The following is an 18,798-nucleotide window of genomic DNA, read 5'->3' on the forward strand; positions in this document are numbered from 1 at the left end:
AATGAAACAGGTTTTATATTTTTATAAACAGTTATACTCTTTTGTTGGAAAAAAACTTTATTTGAATATTCTAGGTATGGTATTGATCAGTTTATTAGATGGGGTGGGTATGTTATTGCTGTTACCACTAGTGACCTACAGCGGGATGGTGAACGTAAATGAAAAGACAATGCCTTTATATTTGGTATTTCAAGTATTAAATAAAATACCGGAGGAACTAAGACTTATTCTAATTCTTGGACTATTTGTCTTTGTTAACGTGATTCTAAATACCATTCAAAGATATATAACAGTAAAAAATGTGAAAATACAACATGGTTATGCCAAACATTTACGTGTTGAAATGTACCGAGATTTGTTATTAGCAAATTGGGATTTTTACATTAAGAGGAGAAAGACAGATATTATTAATACGATTACAGCAGAGTTAGCAAGAGTTAGTGCAGGTACAAATGTCTTTTTACAATTAATTACTTCCATCATTTTTACCATCATTCAGATTGGTATTGCCTTCTTTTTGGCACCGAGTATAACAGCCTTCGTATTAATGAGTGGGCTTGTATTAGCGATATTTTCTAGAGGTTTTATCAAAAAATCTAGCGCACTAGGAAACAAGACTTCAGAAAATGGAAAGAACTTCTTAGCAGGAATTACCGATAATTTTAATGGAATGAAGGAAATAAAAAGTAATAATCTTGAAAACTCCAGAATGGAATGGTTTCATTCCATTACACAAAAAATGTACGTAGAACAGATGGAGTATATTAAATTAAAAACCTCTTCACAATTCTATTATAAAATTTCATCTGTAGCATTAATTGCCATTTTTATCCTTATTTCTGTCCGTTTGTTTCAAGCACAGACAGCACAACTTATGTTAATCCTAGTTATTTTTTCAAGACTTTGGCCTCGTGTAACGGGAATCCAATCAAATCTTGAACAAATAGCAACCATCGTTCCTGCTCTAAAAGCAGTAATTAAGCTAAGAAATGAGTCAAGAAAGGCTAAAGAATTTAAAGATTTAGATGAAAAGAATAAGCAGAGACTAGAGATATCCCATAATATATTGTGTAGAAATGTGTACTTTCGTTACAGTCAGGAAGATAATAAATATTCTTTAAAAAATATTAATATATCCTTTCCAGTTAAACAGATGACTGCTATTGTAGGTCCCTCCGGTGCGGGGAAAAGTACGTTAGTCGATTTAGTTATGGGGTTAAATCAGCCTGAACGAGGAGAAATTTTAATTGACAGTGTAAAACTTTCTCAAGAGGACTTATTAAGATTGAGGCGATCTATTAGTTATGTACCTCAAGATCCTTTCTTATTTAACACAACGATAAGAGAGAATTTACTACTTACAAGGCCATCCGCAACTGAAGAAGATTTATGGGAAGCACTTGATTTCGCTTCGGCTGACTTTGTGAAAAATCTCCCAAATGGTTTAGATACATTAATAGGAGACCGAGGAATTCGACTTTCCGGTGGGGAAAGACAACGTGTTGTTTTAGCTCGTGCCATTTTACGTAACCCAGAAATATTAGTACTTGATGAGGCTACAAGTGCTCTAGACACAGAAAATGAAAGAAAAATTCAGGAGTCCCTTGATAGATTAAAAGGGAAAATGATGATTATTGTGATTGCTCATCGTTTATCAACGATTCGAAATGCTGACCAGGTCATTGTCTTAGATCAAGGGCAGATTATTCAATCAGGAAAGTTTAATCAGTTGGCGAAGGATCGAAGAGGGTTATTTAGTCACTTGCTTGGTAATCAACAGTTTGAAGCAATTCAATAAGATTTACCTTTTCTTTATAAAATATATAAAAATCGATTGACTTGTTCTTTATAAAGAACTAATATATTTATTATAAAGAATATTAGTTCGAAAAAGTGGATTCCACAAAGGAAGTCTATTTTTTTGTAGTGGTTGTTCTTTATTTAGAACTATACAATACAAAGAGAACAAGGTGGTATGTATGGGGCGATTACAAACAGATCGACGCATCGCTAAGGAAATAAATCTAAAAGAAATACTTGGAGTTTTAAAGAAACGTGCTTGGATTGGAATAACCATCACAATATTAGCAGCCCTGTTTGGTTATTTTTACAGTTCGATCAATCAAACAACGCTGTTATATAGTTCATCTACTAATATCATTATTAATGCGGATGGAGGGCAACGAAAGACACTTGAAGTGATCATTAAGGACAAAACAGTATTAGAGAAGGTAATAAATCAACTTGGTATTGAGAGAACACCAGAATCTTTAGCTCAAAGTATTCAGGTTGGAAGTATTGATGAGACACAAGTGGTGAAAATCAGTGTCATTGATGTAAATCCTGTACTAGCAGCAGAAATTGCCAATACAACTGCCAGTGTCTTTATTCAAGAGATTCCTAATATTATGAATTTTGATGATGTTAGATTACTCTCGGATGCACAGGTAAATCCAATTCCTATTAATGAGAGTAATGAAAGTGAGATATTGGGGGCCGCTATTATTGGAGGCATTGTCATAGGGATAGGCTTAATATTTTTGGTTGACTCGCTGGATGAATCCATTCGCTCAGAGCAGGAAGTTGAGGAACTTCTAGAAGTCCCTATTTTGGGGAGTGTATCCATAATGTCCAAAAAGAATATTAACAAAACCAAAAAGATAAGCGTGAATAATCGAGGTGATTCTATTGGTATTTAGTAGACGTAAGGAATTAACAAAGATTAAGAAGAGGAACTTAATTACCTACTCAAATCCTGAATCAATCATTTCTGAACAGTTTCGAACGATAAGGACGAATATTCACTTCCTAAATGAAGATGAGAAAAACAATTTGCTTGTGGTTAGCTCTCCAGGGCAATCTGAAGGAAAATCAACCATTATTGCTAATACAGCTATTTCCATTGCTCAGCAAAAAGAAAAAGTCCTTCTTATTGATGGGAACCTTAGAAATCCAACTATTCACCAACTATTTAAAGTGACTAATGAAGTTGGCTTAACAGATGTTCTTAGTGAGAAAACACCCCTTTGTGAAGCAATTAAAAAATGTAATATTAATAATCTAGATTTATTAACAAGTGGTCCGATTCCAATGGATCCCGCAGAGCTACTTGAATCAGAGAAAATGAAAGAATTGTTATCACATATAAAACCACTCTATGACCTTATTTTGGTTGATTCACCATCAGTACTTGAGGTAACAGACACCAAGGTTCTAGCAAACTTGTGTGACGGAGTCATTCTAGTTGTACAAAAAGCAAAAACCAAACTGGAGGCAGCTCAAGAATCTAAGAAGGTCTTAGAATTTGCGAAGGCTCCTTTAGTTGGTGTAATTGTAAATCAAGTAAGCTAATTTTTTTAACTCATTTGTTCTTAATTAAGAATTATCATGTTCACAATAGAACAATTTGAAAGGTGATGCCTCCTAACCTATATCAATGGAGGCACTCGGTTATGCTGTGGGTGTAAAACCTTAGACGCGAGTCGTCGATAGTGTGATGTGAGGTGGGGTTAGATGCCCTGTTTTATTCATAAAAAACTTAACTATACGCTTTTACACAGAAAAACGTATAGTTAAGTTTTTTATTTTATTCCTAAGGAGTTCGATTATTGATGGGTAATATTGATAAGTTTCCGAAGTCGCTTAAAAAGACAGTGAGGTACATAAAACAAGAGGCAACACGTGAGCAGCTAGAAGAAATTAGAAAGATCATTGACTATGCCATTCAACGAAGAAATGTGACATTAGATTAAGTCGTAAGACGAATAGGGGGAATAAAAATTGTCTTATAAGAAGCGAGTGTCATTATTTATATTAATTGATTCCTTCATTGTATTAACAGCCATCTTCTTTGGGTTCTTCTTGACAAATGCAAGTACTGGTGTCATCACTACACCAATTGTATTAAGCTCATTAGCGATCGTGCTTAGTCATCATGTCTATTCATTGCTTTTACATGTATATAAAAAGGCATGGGAATATGCAAGCGTAGGAGAAATGATCATCATATGTAAAGTGGTGACGTTGTCTATACTGACAGCAGCACTAACTCAACAGTTTATGCTTGGAGAGATCTACTTCCGACTTTTGGCCGTTACATGGCTTCTTCATATGTCCATGATTGGTGGATCAAGATTTTGTTGGAGAATATATCGTGATAACTATTTGCGTTCATCTGAAGTAAAAAAGAGAGCTTTAATTATTGGTGCAGGTTCTGCAGGAACCATGGTGGCAAGACAGTTACTAAGAAGTAGTGATTCCGTATTAAAACCAATTGCATTTATAGATGATGATCTTAATAAACATCAATTAGACATCCTAGGGCTACCGGTAGTCGGGAGCATTGGTCAAATAACTAAAACCGTCGATTCACTAGGTATAGATAATATCATTATTGCCATTCCTTCTTTAGGAAGAAAAGACTTGAACATCATTTTTCAAGAATGTGCGAAAACAAAGGCGAAGACTCAAATTCTTCCGATGCTAGAGGACATTGTGACGGGAAGAGTGTCTGTTAGTGGTATTAGGGATGTTGAGGTAGAAGACTTACTTGGTCGTAGTCCTGTGGTTCTTGATATGGATCGTATCTCGGAGTATGTTACTAATCGGGTCGTACTAGTAACTGGGGCAGGTGGTTCTATTGGATCAGAGTTGTGTAGGCAGATATCCTTGTTCTCACCAAAGAAACTTGTGTTGCTTGGCCACGGTGAAAATAGTATTTACTCCATTGAGCAAGAGCTAAAAGAAAAGTTTGGACACCTCCCAATTGAGTATGTGACGGAAATTGCTGATTTACAGGATGCTAAGAAAATGATGAATGTGATGGGTACTCACCATCCAGCAGTGGTCTATCATGCAGCAGCTCATAAGCATGTTCCGTTAATGGAGCGTAATCCAGAAGAAGCGGTCAAAAATAATATTATTGGTACAAGAAATGTGGCGGAAGCAGCTCGCTGGCATGGGGTTGAAACCTTTGTCATGGTTTCGACAGATAAGGCTGTGAATCCAACCAGTGTGATGGGAGCAACGAAAAGACTTGCAGAAATGATCGTTCAAAACATGGATCAAAAAAGTAAGACGAAATTTGTTGCAGTACGGTTTGGGAATGTACTAGGTAGTCGTGGTAGTGTCATTCCATTATTTAAAAAGCAGATTGCCAAAGGTGGGCCGGTTACAGTCACCCATCCAGATATGATTCGATATTTTATGACCATTCCAGAAGCCTCTCGACTAGTCATTCAAGCAGGTGCACTAGCACGTGGAGGAGAAATCTTCGTCTTAGATATGGGAGAACCCGTGAAAATTGTAGACTTGGCAAAGAATTTAATCAAGCTGTCAGGCTATACAATAGAAGAAATAGGAATTGAATTCACAGGAATCCGCCCCGGTGAAAAGTTATTTGAAGAGCTTTTAAAGGATGATGAAGTACAGGAAAAACAAGTATTTCCGAATATATATATTGGAAAACCGGCTACACTTTATCTCGAGGATATTGATAAGATAGTCCAAACCTTCCACACCATGGAAAAGGAAAAGTTAAAAGAAGTGTTAGTTAGCCTAGCGAACAATAAGGTGAAGAGAAAGAAAGCAACTGTTGTATCTATTTCAGGGTAAGAAAGGGGAAAAAAATGAAAAAAGTAAAAAAGGCAATCATTCCAGCAGCAGGATTAGGAACTCGATTCCTTCCAGCGACAAAGGCGATGCCAAAGGAAATGCTACCAATCGTAGATAAACCAACGATTCAATATATTATTGAAGAGGCTGTTGCTTCAGGGATTGAAGATATCATTATCGTTACCGGAAAAGGAAAACGTGCGATTGAAGATCACTTTGATAACTCTTTTGAACTAGAACAAAACTTAATTGAAAAAGGAAAGTTTGAGTTACTAAGTGAAGTGCAAAAATCCTCACAAATGGCAGATATCCATTATATTCGTCAAAAGGAGCCCAAAGGCTTAGGCCATGCCATTTGGTGTGCAAGAAAATTTATTGGGAATGAACCTTTTGCAGTTCTCCTTGGGGACGATATTGTTCAAGCTGAAAAACCATGTTTAAAGCAGTTAATTGATCAATATGAAAAATATCAAGCTTCCGTTCTTGGTGTTCAAAAGGTTCCTATGGAAGAAGTATCACGCTATGGAATTGTAAATGGCAATGAAATTGGTGAACGATCCTTTAGTGTGAATAGCTTAGTAGAGAAACCTAAGATGGAAGAGGCTCCTTCAAATCTAGCCATTATGGGTCGCTACATTTTAAACCCTAGAATCTTTGATATTTTAGGAGAACAAGGACCAGGGGCTGGGGGAGAAATTCAGTTAACTGATGCCATTGCAGGATTAAATCAATACGAAGCAGTTTATGCATATGATTTTGAAGGAACTCGACATGATGTAGGAGAAAAAATGGGCTTTATTCAAACAACAATTGAATTTGCCTTGAAGCATAAGGATTTAAAAACTCCATTATTAAACTATCTATCTGCTACTTTAGACAAGGAATTGATTAAATAAACAGGAGGAAGTCTTGTACCTTCTTTACTCACACATATATAGAGAAAATTGTCTAAAAAAGGTAAAAGATATTAAATTATATAAAAAATCCTGAAAGGACCTATTGTATGACTGTTCTCTGGATCAATCTTGCGATAGTATTTTTATTTTCACTTTTTTCACGTTATTTTTCCAACACGCTAGTATTAAATGGTTCATTGGTGTCAATAAAACCAAATAAATTATTGGCGTTTGGTACCATATTATCTTTTATTTTAGTTTCTGGACTACGTAATAATATTGGAGATACCCCCTTCTATATGCATACCTACAACATTAACAATTTTACCTGGGAATTAATCCAATCTCAAGATGACATTGGGTTTGGTGTTCTTCAAATGATTCTACAAAGATATTCAGAAGATCCGCAAATATTAATATTTACCACTGCTGTAATAACTAATGTTCTTATCATTATTGGATTATATAAATACTCAAGGTTGTTTGAATTAAGTATCTATGTGTATATAACGGGTGGCTTGTTTTTAGTCACAATGAATGGAATTAAACAATGTTTAGCAACAGCTATTATTTTTACAGCTACAAAATATTTAATTGAAGGAAATTGGTTTAGATATATATTAGTAGTAATTTTTGCATCACTTTTCCACCAAAGTGCACTCATATTAATTCCGATATATTTTTTAGTTAGATATAGAGCTTGGTCAAAGGCAACTGTAATCCTATTATTCTTTTCTATACTAATTGTTCTTGGTTTTAATCAGTTTTCCAAAGTATTATTCACTGCCATTGAGGATAGTCAATACGGTGTTTACGGTGGTTTTAATGAAGGTGGAGCAAATATTTTAAGGGTGATCGTGTTTGCAGTTCCCCTGGTCATAGCTTTCTTTGGTAGAGAAAAACTGAGGAAAATATATCCAGAAAGTGACTTTATTGTAAACATGGCTTTAATCGGTTTATCCTTTATGATTATTTCGACCGGAAACTGGATTTTTGCCAGATTTAATATTTATTTTGAACTTTACCAAATAATCTTAATTTCATGGATTATCAAGGTTTTTAGAGAAAAAGACCAAAAGCTTGTATATTATGCAATAGTAGTATGCTATTTTGCATATTATTATTACGAAACCGTAATTAACCTAAATATAAAGTACACAAGTAATTACTTGGGTTAAGAAAAATTCATATCTACGAATCATAACAGGAGGGAATAAATGGCTATATTAGTTACTGGAGGAGCTGGATATATTGGTAGTCACACATGCATTGAATTACTACATGCAGGTCATGAAATTGTGGTCTTGGATAATTTTATTAATAGCAAGCCAGAAGCAATTAGAAGAATAACAGAAATTACAGGCTGTTCTTTTAAATTTTATAATCATGATTTGTTGGATGAAAATAGTTTAGAAGAAGTTTTTTTAGAAAATAATATTGAAGCAGTTATTCATTTTGCAGGTTTGAAAGCAGTTGGAGAATCTATCTATCATCCTCTTCAATATTATCATAACAATATTTCAAGCACTCTTGTCCTATGCAAGATGATGAAAAAATTTAATGTAAAAAAATTAGTTTTCAGTTCCTCTGCAACAGTTTATGGAGTACCGGAATATTTCCCAATTTCGGAGGATAGCCCTTTAGGAGCATTAAATCCTTATGGACGTACAAAGTTAATGCTTGAAGAAATTTTACAAGATCTTTATAAATCAGATAATAACTGGAGTATATCTATTTTAAGATATTTTAATCCTATTGGTGCTCATGACAGTGGACAAATTGGTGAAGATCCAAATGGCGTTCCCAATAATCTTATGCCTTATATCGCACAAGTAGCCGTTGGAAAACTAAAGAAGCTGAATGTTTTTGGTAATCAATACCCGACCAAAGATGGAACGGGTGTAAGGGATTATATTCATGTAGTTGATTTGGCCTTAGGCCATTTGAAAGCTTTAGAAAAGATTACATATTCAACTGGGATTGAAGTGTACAATCTTGGTACTGGAAAAGGTTATAGTGTCTTAGATATAATTTCTGCATTTGAAAAAGCTTCAGGCAAGAAGATTCCTTTTGAAATAGTTGATTCAAGACCTGGTGATGTAGCAGTTTGCTACGCTGATCCATTAAAAGCTAAGAAAAAACTCGGCTGGATTGCTAAGATGGGGATAGACGAAATGTGTGAAGATGCATGGCGATGGCAGATTAATAATCCCGAAGGGTACGATAAAAATCAAGATACTGAAAGTCCTCACATTATTCCAAGTGAGGACTTTTTAAGTACAAATAAATAAGATTCACAAGAGAGGTTAGTAAGATGGCTATATCTGAACAGTTAACCCAACAGAAACTGCAAGCAATCATGATGAACATATATGTTAAAGGGACAGAGGCAGAAAATATCCAACTTAAAGATGTTATAGAAGAAATAAAAAATCAAGTGTTAGCTGATTCCAAATAGCTGAGGAGGACAAAACATGAAGCGGCTATTTGATTTTACGGTTTCTTTAATTCTGTTCGTTGGTCTTTCTCCCATCTTTATCGTGATTGCATGGTTCATTAAAAGGAAGCTCGGTTCTCCTATCATCTTTAAACAAGTACGTCCTGGTTTGAATGGCATCCCTTTTTGTTTGTATAAGTTCAGAACAATGACCGATGAAAGAGATGAAAAAGGTCAATTGCTTCCAGATTATATTAGGTTAACTTCTTTTGGAAGATTCCTTCGTAAATACAGTTTAGATGAATATCCACAATTATGGAATGTGATAAAAGGGGATTTGAGCTTGGTCGGACCAAGACCGTTGCTCGTTGAATATTTGCCGCTATATACAAAAGAGCAATTCTTTAGGCACAACGTAAGACCTGGGATAACAGGATGGGCACAGGTAAATGGGAGGAATGCTCTTTCTTGGGAGGATAAATTTAAGTTAGATGTCTGGTATGTTAAGAACCAGTCTTTCTTCCTTGATATGAAAATTCTATTTTTAACAGCTTATAAAGTCATCATATCGGATGGAATTAACCAGCCTGGGAATGCAACGGTGGAAAGCTTTAAAGGATCTAAATCCTCAATGGGAGGGGGAAGTTGATGAAGGTTGTTGTCATTGGCCATGGAGGTCATAGTAAAGTGGTTTCTGATATCATTCGAGCAACGAAGGACCTTCAAATTATCGGATATCTTGATGGGAAGTATAAAGGAATTCAAGTCATAAACAACCTCATGTATGGTTCTATTGAAGTAGCTATGTATCTTAAGAAAGAGTATCAGGATGTTAAATTTGTGATGGCTATTGGGGATAACAAAGCAAGAAAATCAGTCGTTGAAATACTGGACTTGTCTGAACAACACTTTGTAACCATTATCCATCCCTCAGCAAGTATAAGCCCAAGTGCAAAATTAGGGTACGGTACCGTTGTCATGCCACAAGCGGTTATTAATGCAGATGTAATTATTGGAAATCATTGTATTATCAATTCATGCTCAGTAGTAGAGCATGATAGTCTACTTGAAGATTATGTTCACCTCTGCCCTAATAGTACTATAGCTGGTACTGTCAAAATGCATGTGGGTTCATGTGCGGGAAGCGGAGCAACGGTTATTCCCAATAAAAGAATCGGTGAATGGACAATGATTGGTGCAGGAGCAACGGTAATCAATGATCTCCCTGCAAATTGTCTAGCTGTGGGGACACCTGCCAAGGTGAAGATAGAAAATAAAGTGAACTTGGGGTGATGTCAAATGAGTCAAACAACCTATAAAAAAAGGATTTTTCTATCCTCACCACATATGAGTGGGAAAGAACATAAATATATAAATGAAGCATTTGAAACCAATTGGATTGCTCCACTAGGACCAAATGTAGATGCCTTTGAAGCGGAAATAGCTCAATACGTGGGAGCCAGTGAAGCGTTGGCCGTTAGTTCAGGAACGGCTGCCATTCATCTGGCTCTATCTTTATTAGGGGTTGGCAAAGGTGATAAGGTGTTTTGTTCGAGCCTTACCTTTATAGCGAGTGCCAATCCAATAATTTATCAGGGGGCTGAACCGATTTTTATCGATTCTGAACCCGAAACCTGGAATATGTCCCCACAGGCTTTAGAAAGAGCTTTTCATGATGCAATAAAGGATGGAATCCTTCCGAAGGCTGTGATTGTTGTAAATTTGTATGGTCAAAGCGCTAAAATGGAAGAAATTTCAGCGATTTGCAATGATTTTGGAGTTCCCATTATTGAAGATGCAGCAGAGTCACTTGGGGCTATGTACAAAGGAAAAGCAAGTGGAACGTTTGGAAAGTTTGGTGTCTTTTCCTTTAATGGGAACAAGATTATTACTACTTCCGGAGGGGGTATGCTAGTTTCAAATGATCGTGAGTCTCTACAAAAGGCTAGGTTTTTAGCTACGCAAGCAAGAGATACGGCACCACATTACCAACATAGCCAAATCGGGTTTAACTATAGATTGAGTAACATTTTAGCTGGTATTGGGAGGGCACAATTAGAAGTATTGGAGGAGAGAATTGCTGCAAGAAGAGCAATTTTTCAACGATACTATGATGAACTTTCCAATTTTCCTGGATTTACGTTTATGCCTGAGTTAAAAGATACGTATTCAAATCGGTGGTTAACAGCTTTAATGATTAATGAGAAAGAGGCAGGAATATCTGTAACAGAGATACTAAGTTCATTAAGTGAGGAAAACATTGAAGCAAGGCCGGTTTGGAAACCACTTCATCTTCAGCCTGTATTCGAAGGAAGGAAATATTATCCTCATACTGAACAAGAAAGTGTTTCAGAAACCCTCTTTAATAACGGACTGTGCTTACCGTCAGGATCAAATATGACGGAGGCAGATATAGAAACGGTCATTTACCATATCAAACAAACAGTTATTAAAAGGAAGGAAAGAGCGGATATGTTTAGAACATAGTAACTTATTTTATGATAAACGGGGTATGAATCGTGATCGGTAATACAATATATGAAGTTCGGATGCAAAAGGGGCTAACTTTGTCTGAATTGGCCAAACGTGCAAATATATCTAAATCTTACTTAAGTAATATTGAACGTAATCTAAATCGAAATCCTTCTATTGAGGTAGTAAAAAGAATTGCAGCAGTACTAGAACTTGAGATAGAAACATTTTTGAGTCCATCAAAAACGAATGAAATTCAACAAGAACCGGATCGGGATTTGATTGAATTAGCAGCAGAATTAAAGGAAACAGGAATACAAATTAAAGAATATGAAACTTTAATTGAATTTATTAAATGGAAAAATCAAAAATCAAGAGTAGAGAAAAATTGAGGTAAGCTAAATGGAACCTATAAAAAAAATACCTAAAAAAATCCACTACTGTTGGTTTGGTGGGAAAGAAAAACCGGGGATTGTTAAAAAATGCATAGAGAGCTGGACAAAGCATCTGCCAGATTATGAAATTATTGAATGGAATGAAAATAATTTTAATATAAATAAAAATTCATATGTACAGGAGGCATATAACTCAGGAAAATATGCTTTTGTTAGCGATTATGTGCGAGTGTATGCTCTTTACTACTACGGAGGTATTTATCTAGATACGGATGTTGAGGTCTATAAACCCTTTGATGATCTTTTACATCATCCTTCTTTTTGGGGATTTGAACAAGAGAACTTTATCGCAACAAGTACGATTGGGGCAGAGAAGGGTAATGCTTTAATAAAAGAATTTCTAAATTCATATCATGAAAAAAGGTTCATAAAAAATGATGGTACTTTCAATGAATTAACCAATGTGGCTATTATTACTAGGTTGCTTGAAGAAAAGGGATTAAAAACAAATGGTCAATACCAAGAGATTAATGAGATGGGAATTTTTTACCCTCAGACTTACTTCTCACCCTATGATTATATTAATTGCCAAACATTCATTACTGAAAAAACATATACCATCCACCATTTTTATAAAAGTTGGATGCCCTTAGGTAAAAGATTAAAAGGTAAAGTAAAATTAGTTCTGTCAAAACTAATAGGTGGTCATAACATTGCTAGACTAAGAAATATATATCGTTAAAGTTAGTTGTATAAGGGGAATGGGTATGGTTAAAAAAGTAATTATGACACTTATATCTGAGAGTAAAAAACGTGGGTTTTTTATTATGTTTCTCATGAATCTCTCCCACTTAGTTGGCATATTAAGAGGATGGTTTTATAAGATCATATATTTTAAAAATATTAAGGCTTCCATCTTTTCTCTTCAAGCCAATAGTAAGATAGAAGTATTTAATAAAAAGGCAAAAATTAATATTGGAAAGTTTGTTTTTATAAGGAAAAATGCGAGCTTCCGGATTGATTTTGATGGGGTTCTTATAATAGGAAATAATGTTTTTATTAATGATAATTGTAATATTAATTGTGTTAACCGAATTACGATAGGAAAAAACACTAAAATTGCTCCAAATGTTTGCATTAACGACCATGATCATAATTATAAAAAAAATACCTCTGATCATTTAGTAAGAGGAGAAGTGACTATTGGTGATAATGTATGGATAGGGTCGAATGTCGTCATTTTAAGGGATACTCATATTGGTGATAATGTGGTTGTTGCTGCTGGAAGCGTTGTTAAAGGAACCGTTCCGCCTAATACAATATTTATTAATAAAAGAGAGTCAGAATTTAAACCAATTAAAAGTGATAACAAGGTAGTACATTTTAGTGTTTAATATATCTCTTAAGTGAGGATAGAGAATGAAAAAGAATATTTTAATTTCTGTTTATAATATGGAAATTGGCGGAATTGAAAGAAGTTTAATTAATATGCTGGAAAGCTTTGATTATCAAAGATACAATGTTGATCTTTTAATCTTCCATCATGTCGGCGAGTTTATGAATTTAATCCCTAAATCAGTGAATATATTGCCACAGGTAAGAGAGTACACTGTATTCCGAAAGCCAGTTGTTCTTTGTCTTAAAGAAGGACAATATTCATTAGCTTTTATTAGGGTAGTATCAAAGTATATAGCTGAAATAAAATCAAAATCTAGAAATATGGAAGAGGGGGCAGGATATATACAAATGCAGCTAACTCAAAAATACTCCTCCTTCTTTTTACCAAAGCTTGATAAAGAATACGATGTAGCCATTAGCTATGCATGGCCGCATGACATTATTGCAGATAAGGTAAATGCCAAGAAAAAAATTGCATGGGTTCACACTGATTATAGCAAATTGGAAATTGATAATGATTTGGACCTCAAAGTATGGGAAAAATTTGATCGTATTGCTTCAGTGTCAGATGCATGCATGGAGGCTTTTTTAACTACTTATCCATCCTTGAGAGAGAAAGTAATGGTTATAGAGAATATAACTTCACCTAATTTCATAAAAAAAATGGCAGAGGAAGAGCTGCCACTTACTAAAGATATATCCCATAACTTTAATTTGGTCTCGGTAGGTAGATTATCATATGTTAAAGGGTTTGACCTTGCAATAGAAGCCCTTAAGCTGTTACATGATAAAGGGTTAACCAATATTAAGTGGTACATTATCGGTTACGGTGGATACGAGAAAGAATTGAAAGATTTGATTTCTAAGCATAATTTAAATGATAGTTTTATCCTTTTAGGTAAAAGGACTAACCCATATCCCTATATGAAAAATTGTGATTTATATGTCCAACCTTCTAGGTATGAAGGGAAAGCAGTAACGGTTACTGAAGCAAAAATACTAGGGAAACCGGTCCTCCTTACAAAATATCCAACTGCCTCCAGCCAAATAGAAAATGGTGTTGAAGGAATAATCTGTGATTCAAGTGTTCCAGGTTTAGCAAAAGGGATAGAGGAATTTTATCGTGATCAAGAATTGAAGAATACTATAGTGAACAATATCAAAAATAATGACTATAGCAATAGTTATGAACTAGATAAGCTCTATAAAGTCATTAGTTAGCATTAGATTGTAGATTTATGTCGAAGGTTTGTTCTTTAATAAGAATGATTTGTGTTTTATAATTTAGAAAAGGAGTAATATCTTTGCGAAGGCTTCAATATTTTCAATAGGTTTAAAATCAGAGTATATTTTTTTGATGATGGTGTTCATTATAATGAACAAAATATTCGATAAGGAATTTAATAATATAAACTTGGAGTGATTGAGAAGTTAGTTTAATTATTTATATAATTATTAATTTTAAGGTGTGACTATATTGAAGGATACAATAACAAAGCTAAGGGTACTTTTTAATAAAAGAGATAAGGAAAAGTTTTTATTACTATTTTTTATGATGATCATTGCGGCAATATTTGAAACACTTGGGATTGGTTTAATTGTTCCTTTTGTTGGGATTGTGACAAATCCTACTATAATACTAGAACAACCGATTTTATCAAATGTCTACCAATTGTTAAACTTTCAATCAACGAATACTTTTATTTTTTTTGCTGTTCTCGTTTTACTATCAGTATTTATTGTCAAAAATGCCTATCTATTATTATTTTACAACGTACAATATAGAGTCATATTTAATCAAAAAGTAAAACTGTCCAGGTTAATGCTGATGGAGTATTTAACAAAACCATATATTTTCCACTTACAGCGAAATTCTGCTGAGTTATTAAGAAACGTAAATGGAGAAGTAGGGAAAATATTCACAGGTATTTTATTAGCAAGTTTTCAATTGTTAACAGAAATAATAATCGTTATTTCCATACTTACTTTATTGTTAATTACAGCACCAATCGCTACAATTACGTCTTGTATATTGTTGGGTGGAAGTGTAATTCTTTTCTTTAAGATTTTCCGCAAAAAGATTACTCATTTAGGAAAAGAAGATCAAAGATTAAATCGTGAGGTAATAAAATGGGTAAATCAAGGATTAGGAGCAAGTAAGGAAGTAAAGGTTACAGGAAAAGAAAGTTACTTTGTGAATTCGTACACTAAACAAAGTAAAATAATGGCAAACAATACTATTTATAAAAATACGTTAGATCAAATCCCAAGGCTTTTCATCGAGACATTATTAGTATCAGTTGTCCTTATTACAATGGTTATTATCGTTATGCAAGGTACAGATACGTCCACATTAGTGGCAACCATGTCATTATTTGCAATGGCTGCTTTTCGTTTAATGCCCTCTATAACTAGAATCGTTGCTTTGCTAACCTCAATTCGCTATAGTCAACCAGCTTTGACGGTAATATATAACGATTTGATTAAAGAGAATGGAGGCAAAAAAACATTACTTGAAAATGGGTCTATTGAGGAAAAACCAGTTAAGGTGAATAGTGGTGAGAAAACATTTCTTAATTCAATTAAATTGGAAAATGTGTACTTTCGTTATCCAAATCAAGAGGAATATTCCATTAAAAATCTATCATTAACTATTCCAATTGGAAATTCTGTTGCCTTTGTTGGAACTTCTGGTGCTGGTAAAACAACAATTGTTGATACAATACTAGGTCTTTTAGAACCTGATAAAGGTCGAGTTTTCGTAGATGGGAAAGAGCTAAAAGAACTTTTACCAATATGGAAAAATAAAATTGGCTATATCCCACAATCTATTTATTTATCAGATGAAACGATCCGGAAAAATGTTGCATTTGGAATAAATGATAAAGACATTGACGAATTTGCAGTGCAAAGGGCAATTGAAGATGCACAGTTAAAGGATTTTATTGATTCACTTCCTGAAGGCTTAGATACAGTTGTTGGGGAGAGAGGAGTCAGGCTTTCCGGAGGACAACGTCAGCGTATAGGGATTGCAAGAGCATTGTATCACAATCCAGAGATTATCTTTTTAGATGAAGCGACATCAGCTTTAGATAACGATACAGAAAAAGAGATTATGAAAGCAATAGATGGTTTGAAAGGTGAAAAGACATTAATCATTATTGCTCATAGGTTAAGCACAATTGAAAATTGCGATATTGTATTCACAGTAGATAAAGGTAGATTAGTATCAGTTAATAATAAACTAAAACAGTCGATCTAATATTAATACCCCATGGAATCATATTATTTTTATATTTACAGAAAGGAGGGAAAAGATGCCGCCTAAAATTAGCGTAATCATACCAGTTTATAATGTTGAAAAGTATTTACATCGTTGTGTTGAAAGTATTTTAAATCAAACATTTCAAGATTTTGAAATTATTTTAATTGACGATGGATCTAAGGATAACTCGGGTCAAATTTGTGATAATTATGCACAAAAGGATAAGCGGATAAAAGTTATTCACAAAAAAAATGCTAGAGTATCAGCAGCTAGAAATGATGGAATAAAATTAGCAAAAGGAAAATACGTTAGTTTTATTGATTCCGATGATTGGATTGAACCAGAGATGTACCAGGTGATGTTTAACAAAGCGGAAGAATTAAATTTAGATGTTATTATGTGTGATTACAAAAAAAAGTCAGGTAATTATGAGGATAATCGAACACAACCGATTCGTGGTGGTTATTATTCAAAAGATGATATAAAGAAAGAATTATACCAATGTTTAATCATGTATGAGAATATCGAATTTCCACCTACGATTTCAAACTGGGTTTGTTTATTTAATTTAGAATTTCTTCAAAAAAACAATCTATACTACGATGAAGAAATACACTATTGTGAAGATTCAATATTTGGATCGAAGATTATGTATCATGCAACTAATTTTTACTATTTAAAAGGTCGACATTACTACAATTACTTTCACAACCCTAACTCTACAACGAATACATATAATGAAAAAAAATGGGATATCTACCTGAAAATAAATGAAAGGATAGTAAAGTATTTTGGGAGAACAGTTGAATATGACTTTTCAAGACAAATTAAAATTAATATGCTGTATTTTACACTAAATACGTTAGGGCAAATAAAATATTCCGGGTGCAACACGGAAGAGAGAATAAATACGATTAAAAAAATCATGTATCACCCAAAGGTTAAGGAAATATTTAAGGATTTTAAATTACCTAACGTTTCTTGGAAGGCGAAGGTTAGTATACTGCTAATAAAATATAAAATGGTTAGACTGTATAGTTTATTAGTACTGAACAAACGAAGGCCTGGGACATTACATTTTACTGATGAATTAACAAATAAACAACAATAGGAAAAAAAATCATTAGTACATTGTGAGGTTAGATATTGAAAAAGAAAATCTTGTTTGTAAATGGTCATTTGAATGTAGGCGGAGTTGAGAACTCTCTTATAAATGTGTTAAAAAGTAATGATTATAATAAGTATGAGATTGATTTAATATTATTTGAAGAGCTTGGTGACTATGCTAATGAAGTTCCTAAAGAAGTAAATATTATTTACTACGATTTGGCAAAAGCTTACGGCCCCATTAAGCAATGTATATTAGAGAACATAAAGAAAAGGAATTGGTTCGCGTTATGGCTCAGATCAATATTCTTGCTTGAGAAAATAATGGGAGTAAAGGCATTATATCTTGCAAAGCCACTTTTCAATTTGGATAAAAAATATGACTGCGCTATTGCATACCGAGTAGGCATCTGTACGGATTTTGTTGGATATTTAATTAACAGCAAAAAGAAGGTAACATGGTGGCATCACGGTACATTTGATTATCCAGATGAGTTAAAAAAACGTTGGATTAAAGTTTTCAAGAGCTTTGATAAGATCATAGCTGTGTCGGAAAGCAGCAATAAAATGTTGGTAAGTAATATTGCTGGTATAAATAATAAAACCATTACGTTACCAAATATTATTAACGTTGATGAAATCCGGCAAAAAGCAAATGAAGGAACTAGTTATGACATCAATCATAACGATGCTATAACTTTAGTGAGTGTAGGTAGATTATCACCTGAAAAAGGAATGATTAATTGTGTCCATGCTTGTAAAAAGTTGGTTGACAACGGGTATAACGTAAAATGGTATCTCATAGGAGAAGGTATAGAACGTGGTGATATTGAAAGATGCATTAGAGAAAATAAGTTAGAAAATAACATTTACCTTTTAGGTGCTATCCCCAATCCTTATCCATATATAAAAAATGCATATATTTACGTTCATCCCTCTCTGGTTGAGTCTTTGTCAATTACGGTACTGGAAGCTTTAGCTTTAAATACTCCTGTTACTGTTGCAAAGTCTATGGGACCCATGGAGTTTATACGTCATGAAGAAAATGGTTTACTAGTAGATCCAACACCAGAAGGTCTATATAAGGGAATTGTAACCTTAATTAGGGATGGCAACTTATATAACCAATTAAAAAAAGATAAAAGCAGCGTTTTGAAAAATTACAGTCCAGAAGTGATTATGGAAAAAATATATGATTTAATCGAGGTTGTTTAG

19 protein-coding genes are annotated in these 18,798 nt (G+C 33.9%); all 19 read left to right on the top strand.

Annotated elements, in window-relative coordinates:
* The first annotated feature begins 1 nt into the window (after window position 1).
* The 19 genes from ACQ5H4_RS12110 (at window position 2) to ACQ5H4_RS12200 (ending at window position 18,798) form a co-directional block, all read left to right on the top strand.
* Entirely contained in the window at window positions 2-1,798 is a 1,797-nt protein-coding gene (locus ACQ5H4_RS12110) for an ABC transporter ATP-binding protein (protein ID WP_430775160.1), read from the top strand.
* Between the two features lie 181 nt (window positions 1,799-1,979).
* Entirely contained in the window at window positions 1,980-2,699 is a 720-nt protein-coding gene (locus ACQ5H4_RS12115) for a YveK family protein (RefSeq protein WP_430775161.1), read from the top strand.
* Window positions 2,689-3,351 carry a CpsD/CapB family tyrosine-protein kinase gene (locus tag ACQ5H4_RS12120; protein ID WP_430775162.1) on the top strand — a complete coding sequence of 221 codons (663 nt, stop codon included), beginning with the start codon at window positions 2,689-2,691 and terminating at the stop codon, window positions 3,349-3,351. The genes ACQ5H4_RS12115 and ACQ5H4_RS12120 overlap by 11 nt, the downstream gene beginning before the upstream one ends.
* 257 nt (window positions 3,352-3,608) lie before the next feature.
* The gene (locus ACQ5H4_RS12125) at window positions 3,609-3,752 is read left to right on the top strand and encodes a hypothetical protein (protein ID WP_157077395.1); all 144 of its coding nucleotides are present in this window, start codon (window positions 3,609-3,611) and stop codon (window positions 3,750-3,752) included.
* Window positions 3,753-3,780: 28 nt separating this feature from the next.
* Complete coding sequence (locus ACQ5H4_RS12130) at window positions 3,781-5,613, top strand: polysaccharide biosynthesis protein (protein WP_430775163.1); 1,833 nt, start codon at window positions 3,781-3,783, stop codon at window positions 5,611-5,613.
* Between the two features lie 14 nt (window positions 5,614-5,627).
* Window positions 5,628-6,509, top strand: coding sequence for a UTP--glucose-1-phosphate uridylyltransferase GalU (gene galU / locus ACQ5H4_RS12135; RefSeq protein WP_430775164.1), 882 nt, complete (start codon window positions 5,628-5,630; stop codon window positions 6,507-6,509).
* Window positions 6,510-6,616: 107 nt separating this feature from the next.
* Window positions 6,617-7,687 (top strand): EpsG family protein, encoded by a 1,071-nt coding sequence (locus ACQ5H4_RS12140; protein WP_430775165.1) that lies wholly within the window; start codon window positions 6,617-6,619, stop codon window positions 7,685-7,687.
* Window positions 7,688-7,726: 39 nt separating this feature from the next.
* On the top strand, window positions 7,727-8,800 hold the full coding sequence (gene galE, locus ACQ5H4_RS12145) for a UDP-glucose 4-epimerase GalE (protein WP_430775166.1): 1,074 nt from the start codon (window positions 7,727-7,729) through the stop codon (window positions 8,798-8,800).
* Window positions 8,801-8,823: 23 nt separating this feature from the next.
* On the top strand, window positions 8,824-8,967 hold the full coding sequence (locus ACQ5H4_RS12150; protein WP_430775167.1) for a YwzD family small protein: 144 nt from the start codon (window positions 8,824-8,826) through the stop codon (window positions 8,965-8,967).
* 16 nt (window positions 8,968-8,983) lie between these two features.
* Complete coding sequence (locus tag ACQ5H4_RS12155; protein WP_430775168.1) at window positions 8,984-9,595, top strand: sugar transferase; 612 nt, start codon at window positions 8,984-8,986, stop codon at window positions 9,593-9,595.
* Entirely contained in the window at window positions 9,595-10,239 is a 645-nt protein-coding gene (locus ACQ5H4_RS12160) for an acetyltransferase (RefSeq protein WP_430775169.1), read from the top strand. Before ACQ5H4_RS12155 ends, ACQ5H4_RS12160 begins: the two co-directional genes overlap by 1 nt.
* A 6-nt stretch (window positions 10,240-10,245) precedes the next feature.
* A complete protein-coding gene (locus tag ACQ5H4_RS12165) occupies window positions 10,246-11,433 on the top strand; it encodes a DegT/DnrJ/EryC1/StrS family aminotransferase (protein ID WP_430775170.1) in 1,188 nt (395 codons plus the stop codon).
* A 32-nt stretch (window positions 11,434-11,465) separates the two neighbouring features.
* Window positions 11,466-11,810, top strand: coding sequence for a helix-turn-helix domain-containing protein (locus ACQ5H4_RS12170; protein ID WP_430775171.1), 345 nt, complete (start codon window positions 11,466-11,468; stop codon window positions 11,808-11,810).
* Between the two features lie 10 nt (window positions 11,811-11,820).
* Entirely contained in the window at window positions 11,821-12,555 is a 735-nt protein-coding gene (locus tag ACQ5H4_RS12175; RefSeq protein ID WP_430775172.1) for a glycosyltransferase family 32 protein, read from the top strand.
* A gap of 25 nt (window positions 12,556-12,580) precedes the next feature.
* Complete coding sequence (locus ACQ5H4_RS12180; protein ID WP_430775173.1) at window positions 12,581-13,207, top strand: acyltransferase; 627 nt, start codon at window positions 12,581-12,583, stop codon at window positions 13,205-13,207.
* 25 nt (window positions 13,208-13,232) lie between these two features.
* Window positions 13,233-14,432: a glycosyltransferase gene (locus tag ACQ5H4_RS12185; RefSeq protein ID WP_430775174.1), complete on the top strand. Its 1,200-nt coding sequence runs from the start codon at window positions 13,233-13,235 to the stop codon at window positions 14,430-14,432.
* 256 nt (window positions 14,433-14,688) lie between these two features.
* On the top strand, window positions 14,689-16,473 hold the full coding sequence (locus tag ACQ5H4_RS12190; protein WP_430775175.1) for an ABC transporter ATP-binding protein: 1,785 nt from the start codon (window positions 14,689-14,691) through the stop codon (window positions 16,471-16,473).
* Between the two features lie 55 nt (window positions 16,474-16,528).
* Window positions 16,529-17,587: a glycosyltransferase family 2 protein gene (locus ACQ5H4_RS12195; RefSeq protein ID WP_430775176.1), complete on the top strand. Its 1,059-nt coding sequence runs from the start codon at window positions 16,529-16,531 to the stop codon at window positions 17,585-17,587.
* Between the two features lie 35 nt (window positions 17,588-17,622).
* Window positions 17,623-18,798 (top strand): glycosyltransferase, encoded by a 1,176-nt coding sequence (locus ACQ5H4_RS12200; RefSeq protein WP_430775177.1) that lies wholly within the window; start codon window positions 17,623-17,625, stop codon window positions 18,796-18,798.

The organism is Bacillus coreaensis, from assembly GCF_050586445.1.
In the GTDB taxonomy this organism is placed as follows: domain Bacteria; phylum Bacillota; class Bacilli; order Bacillales; family Cytobacillaceae; genus Robertmurraya_A; species Robertmurraya_A coreaensis.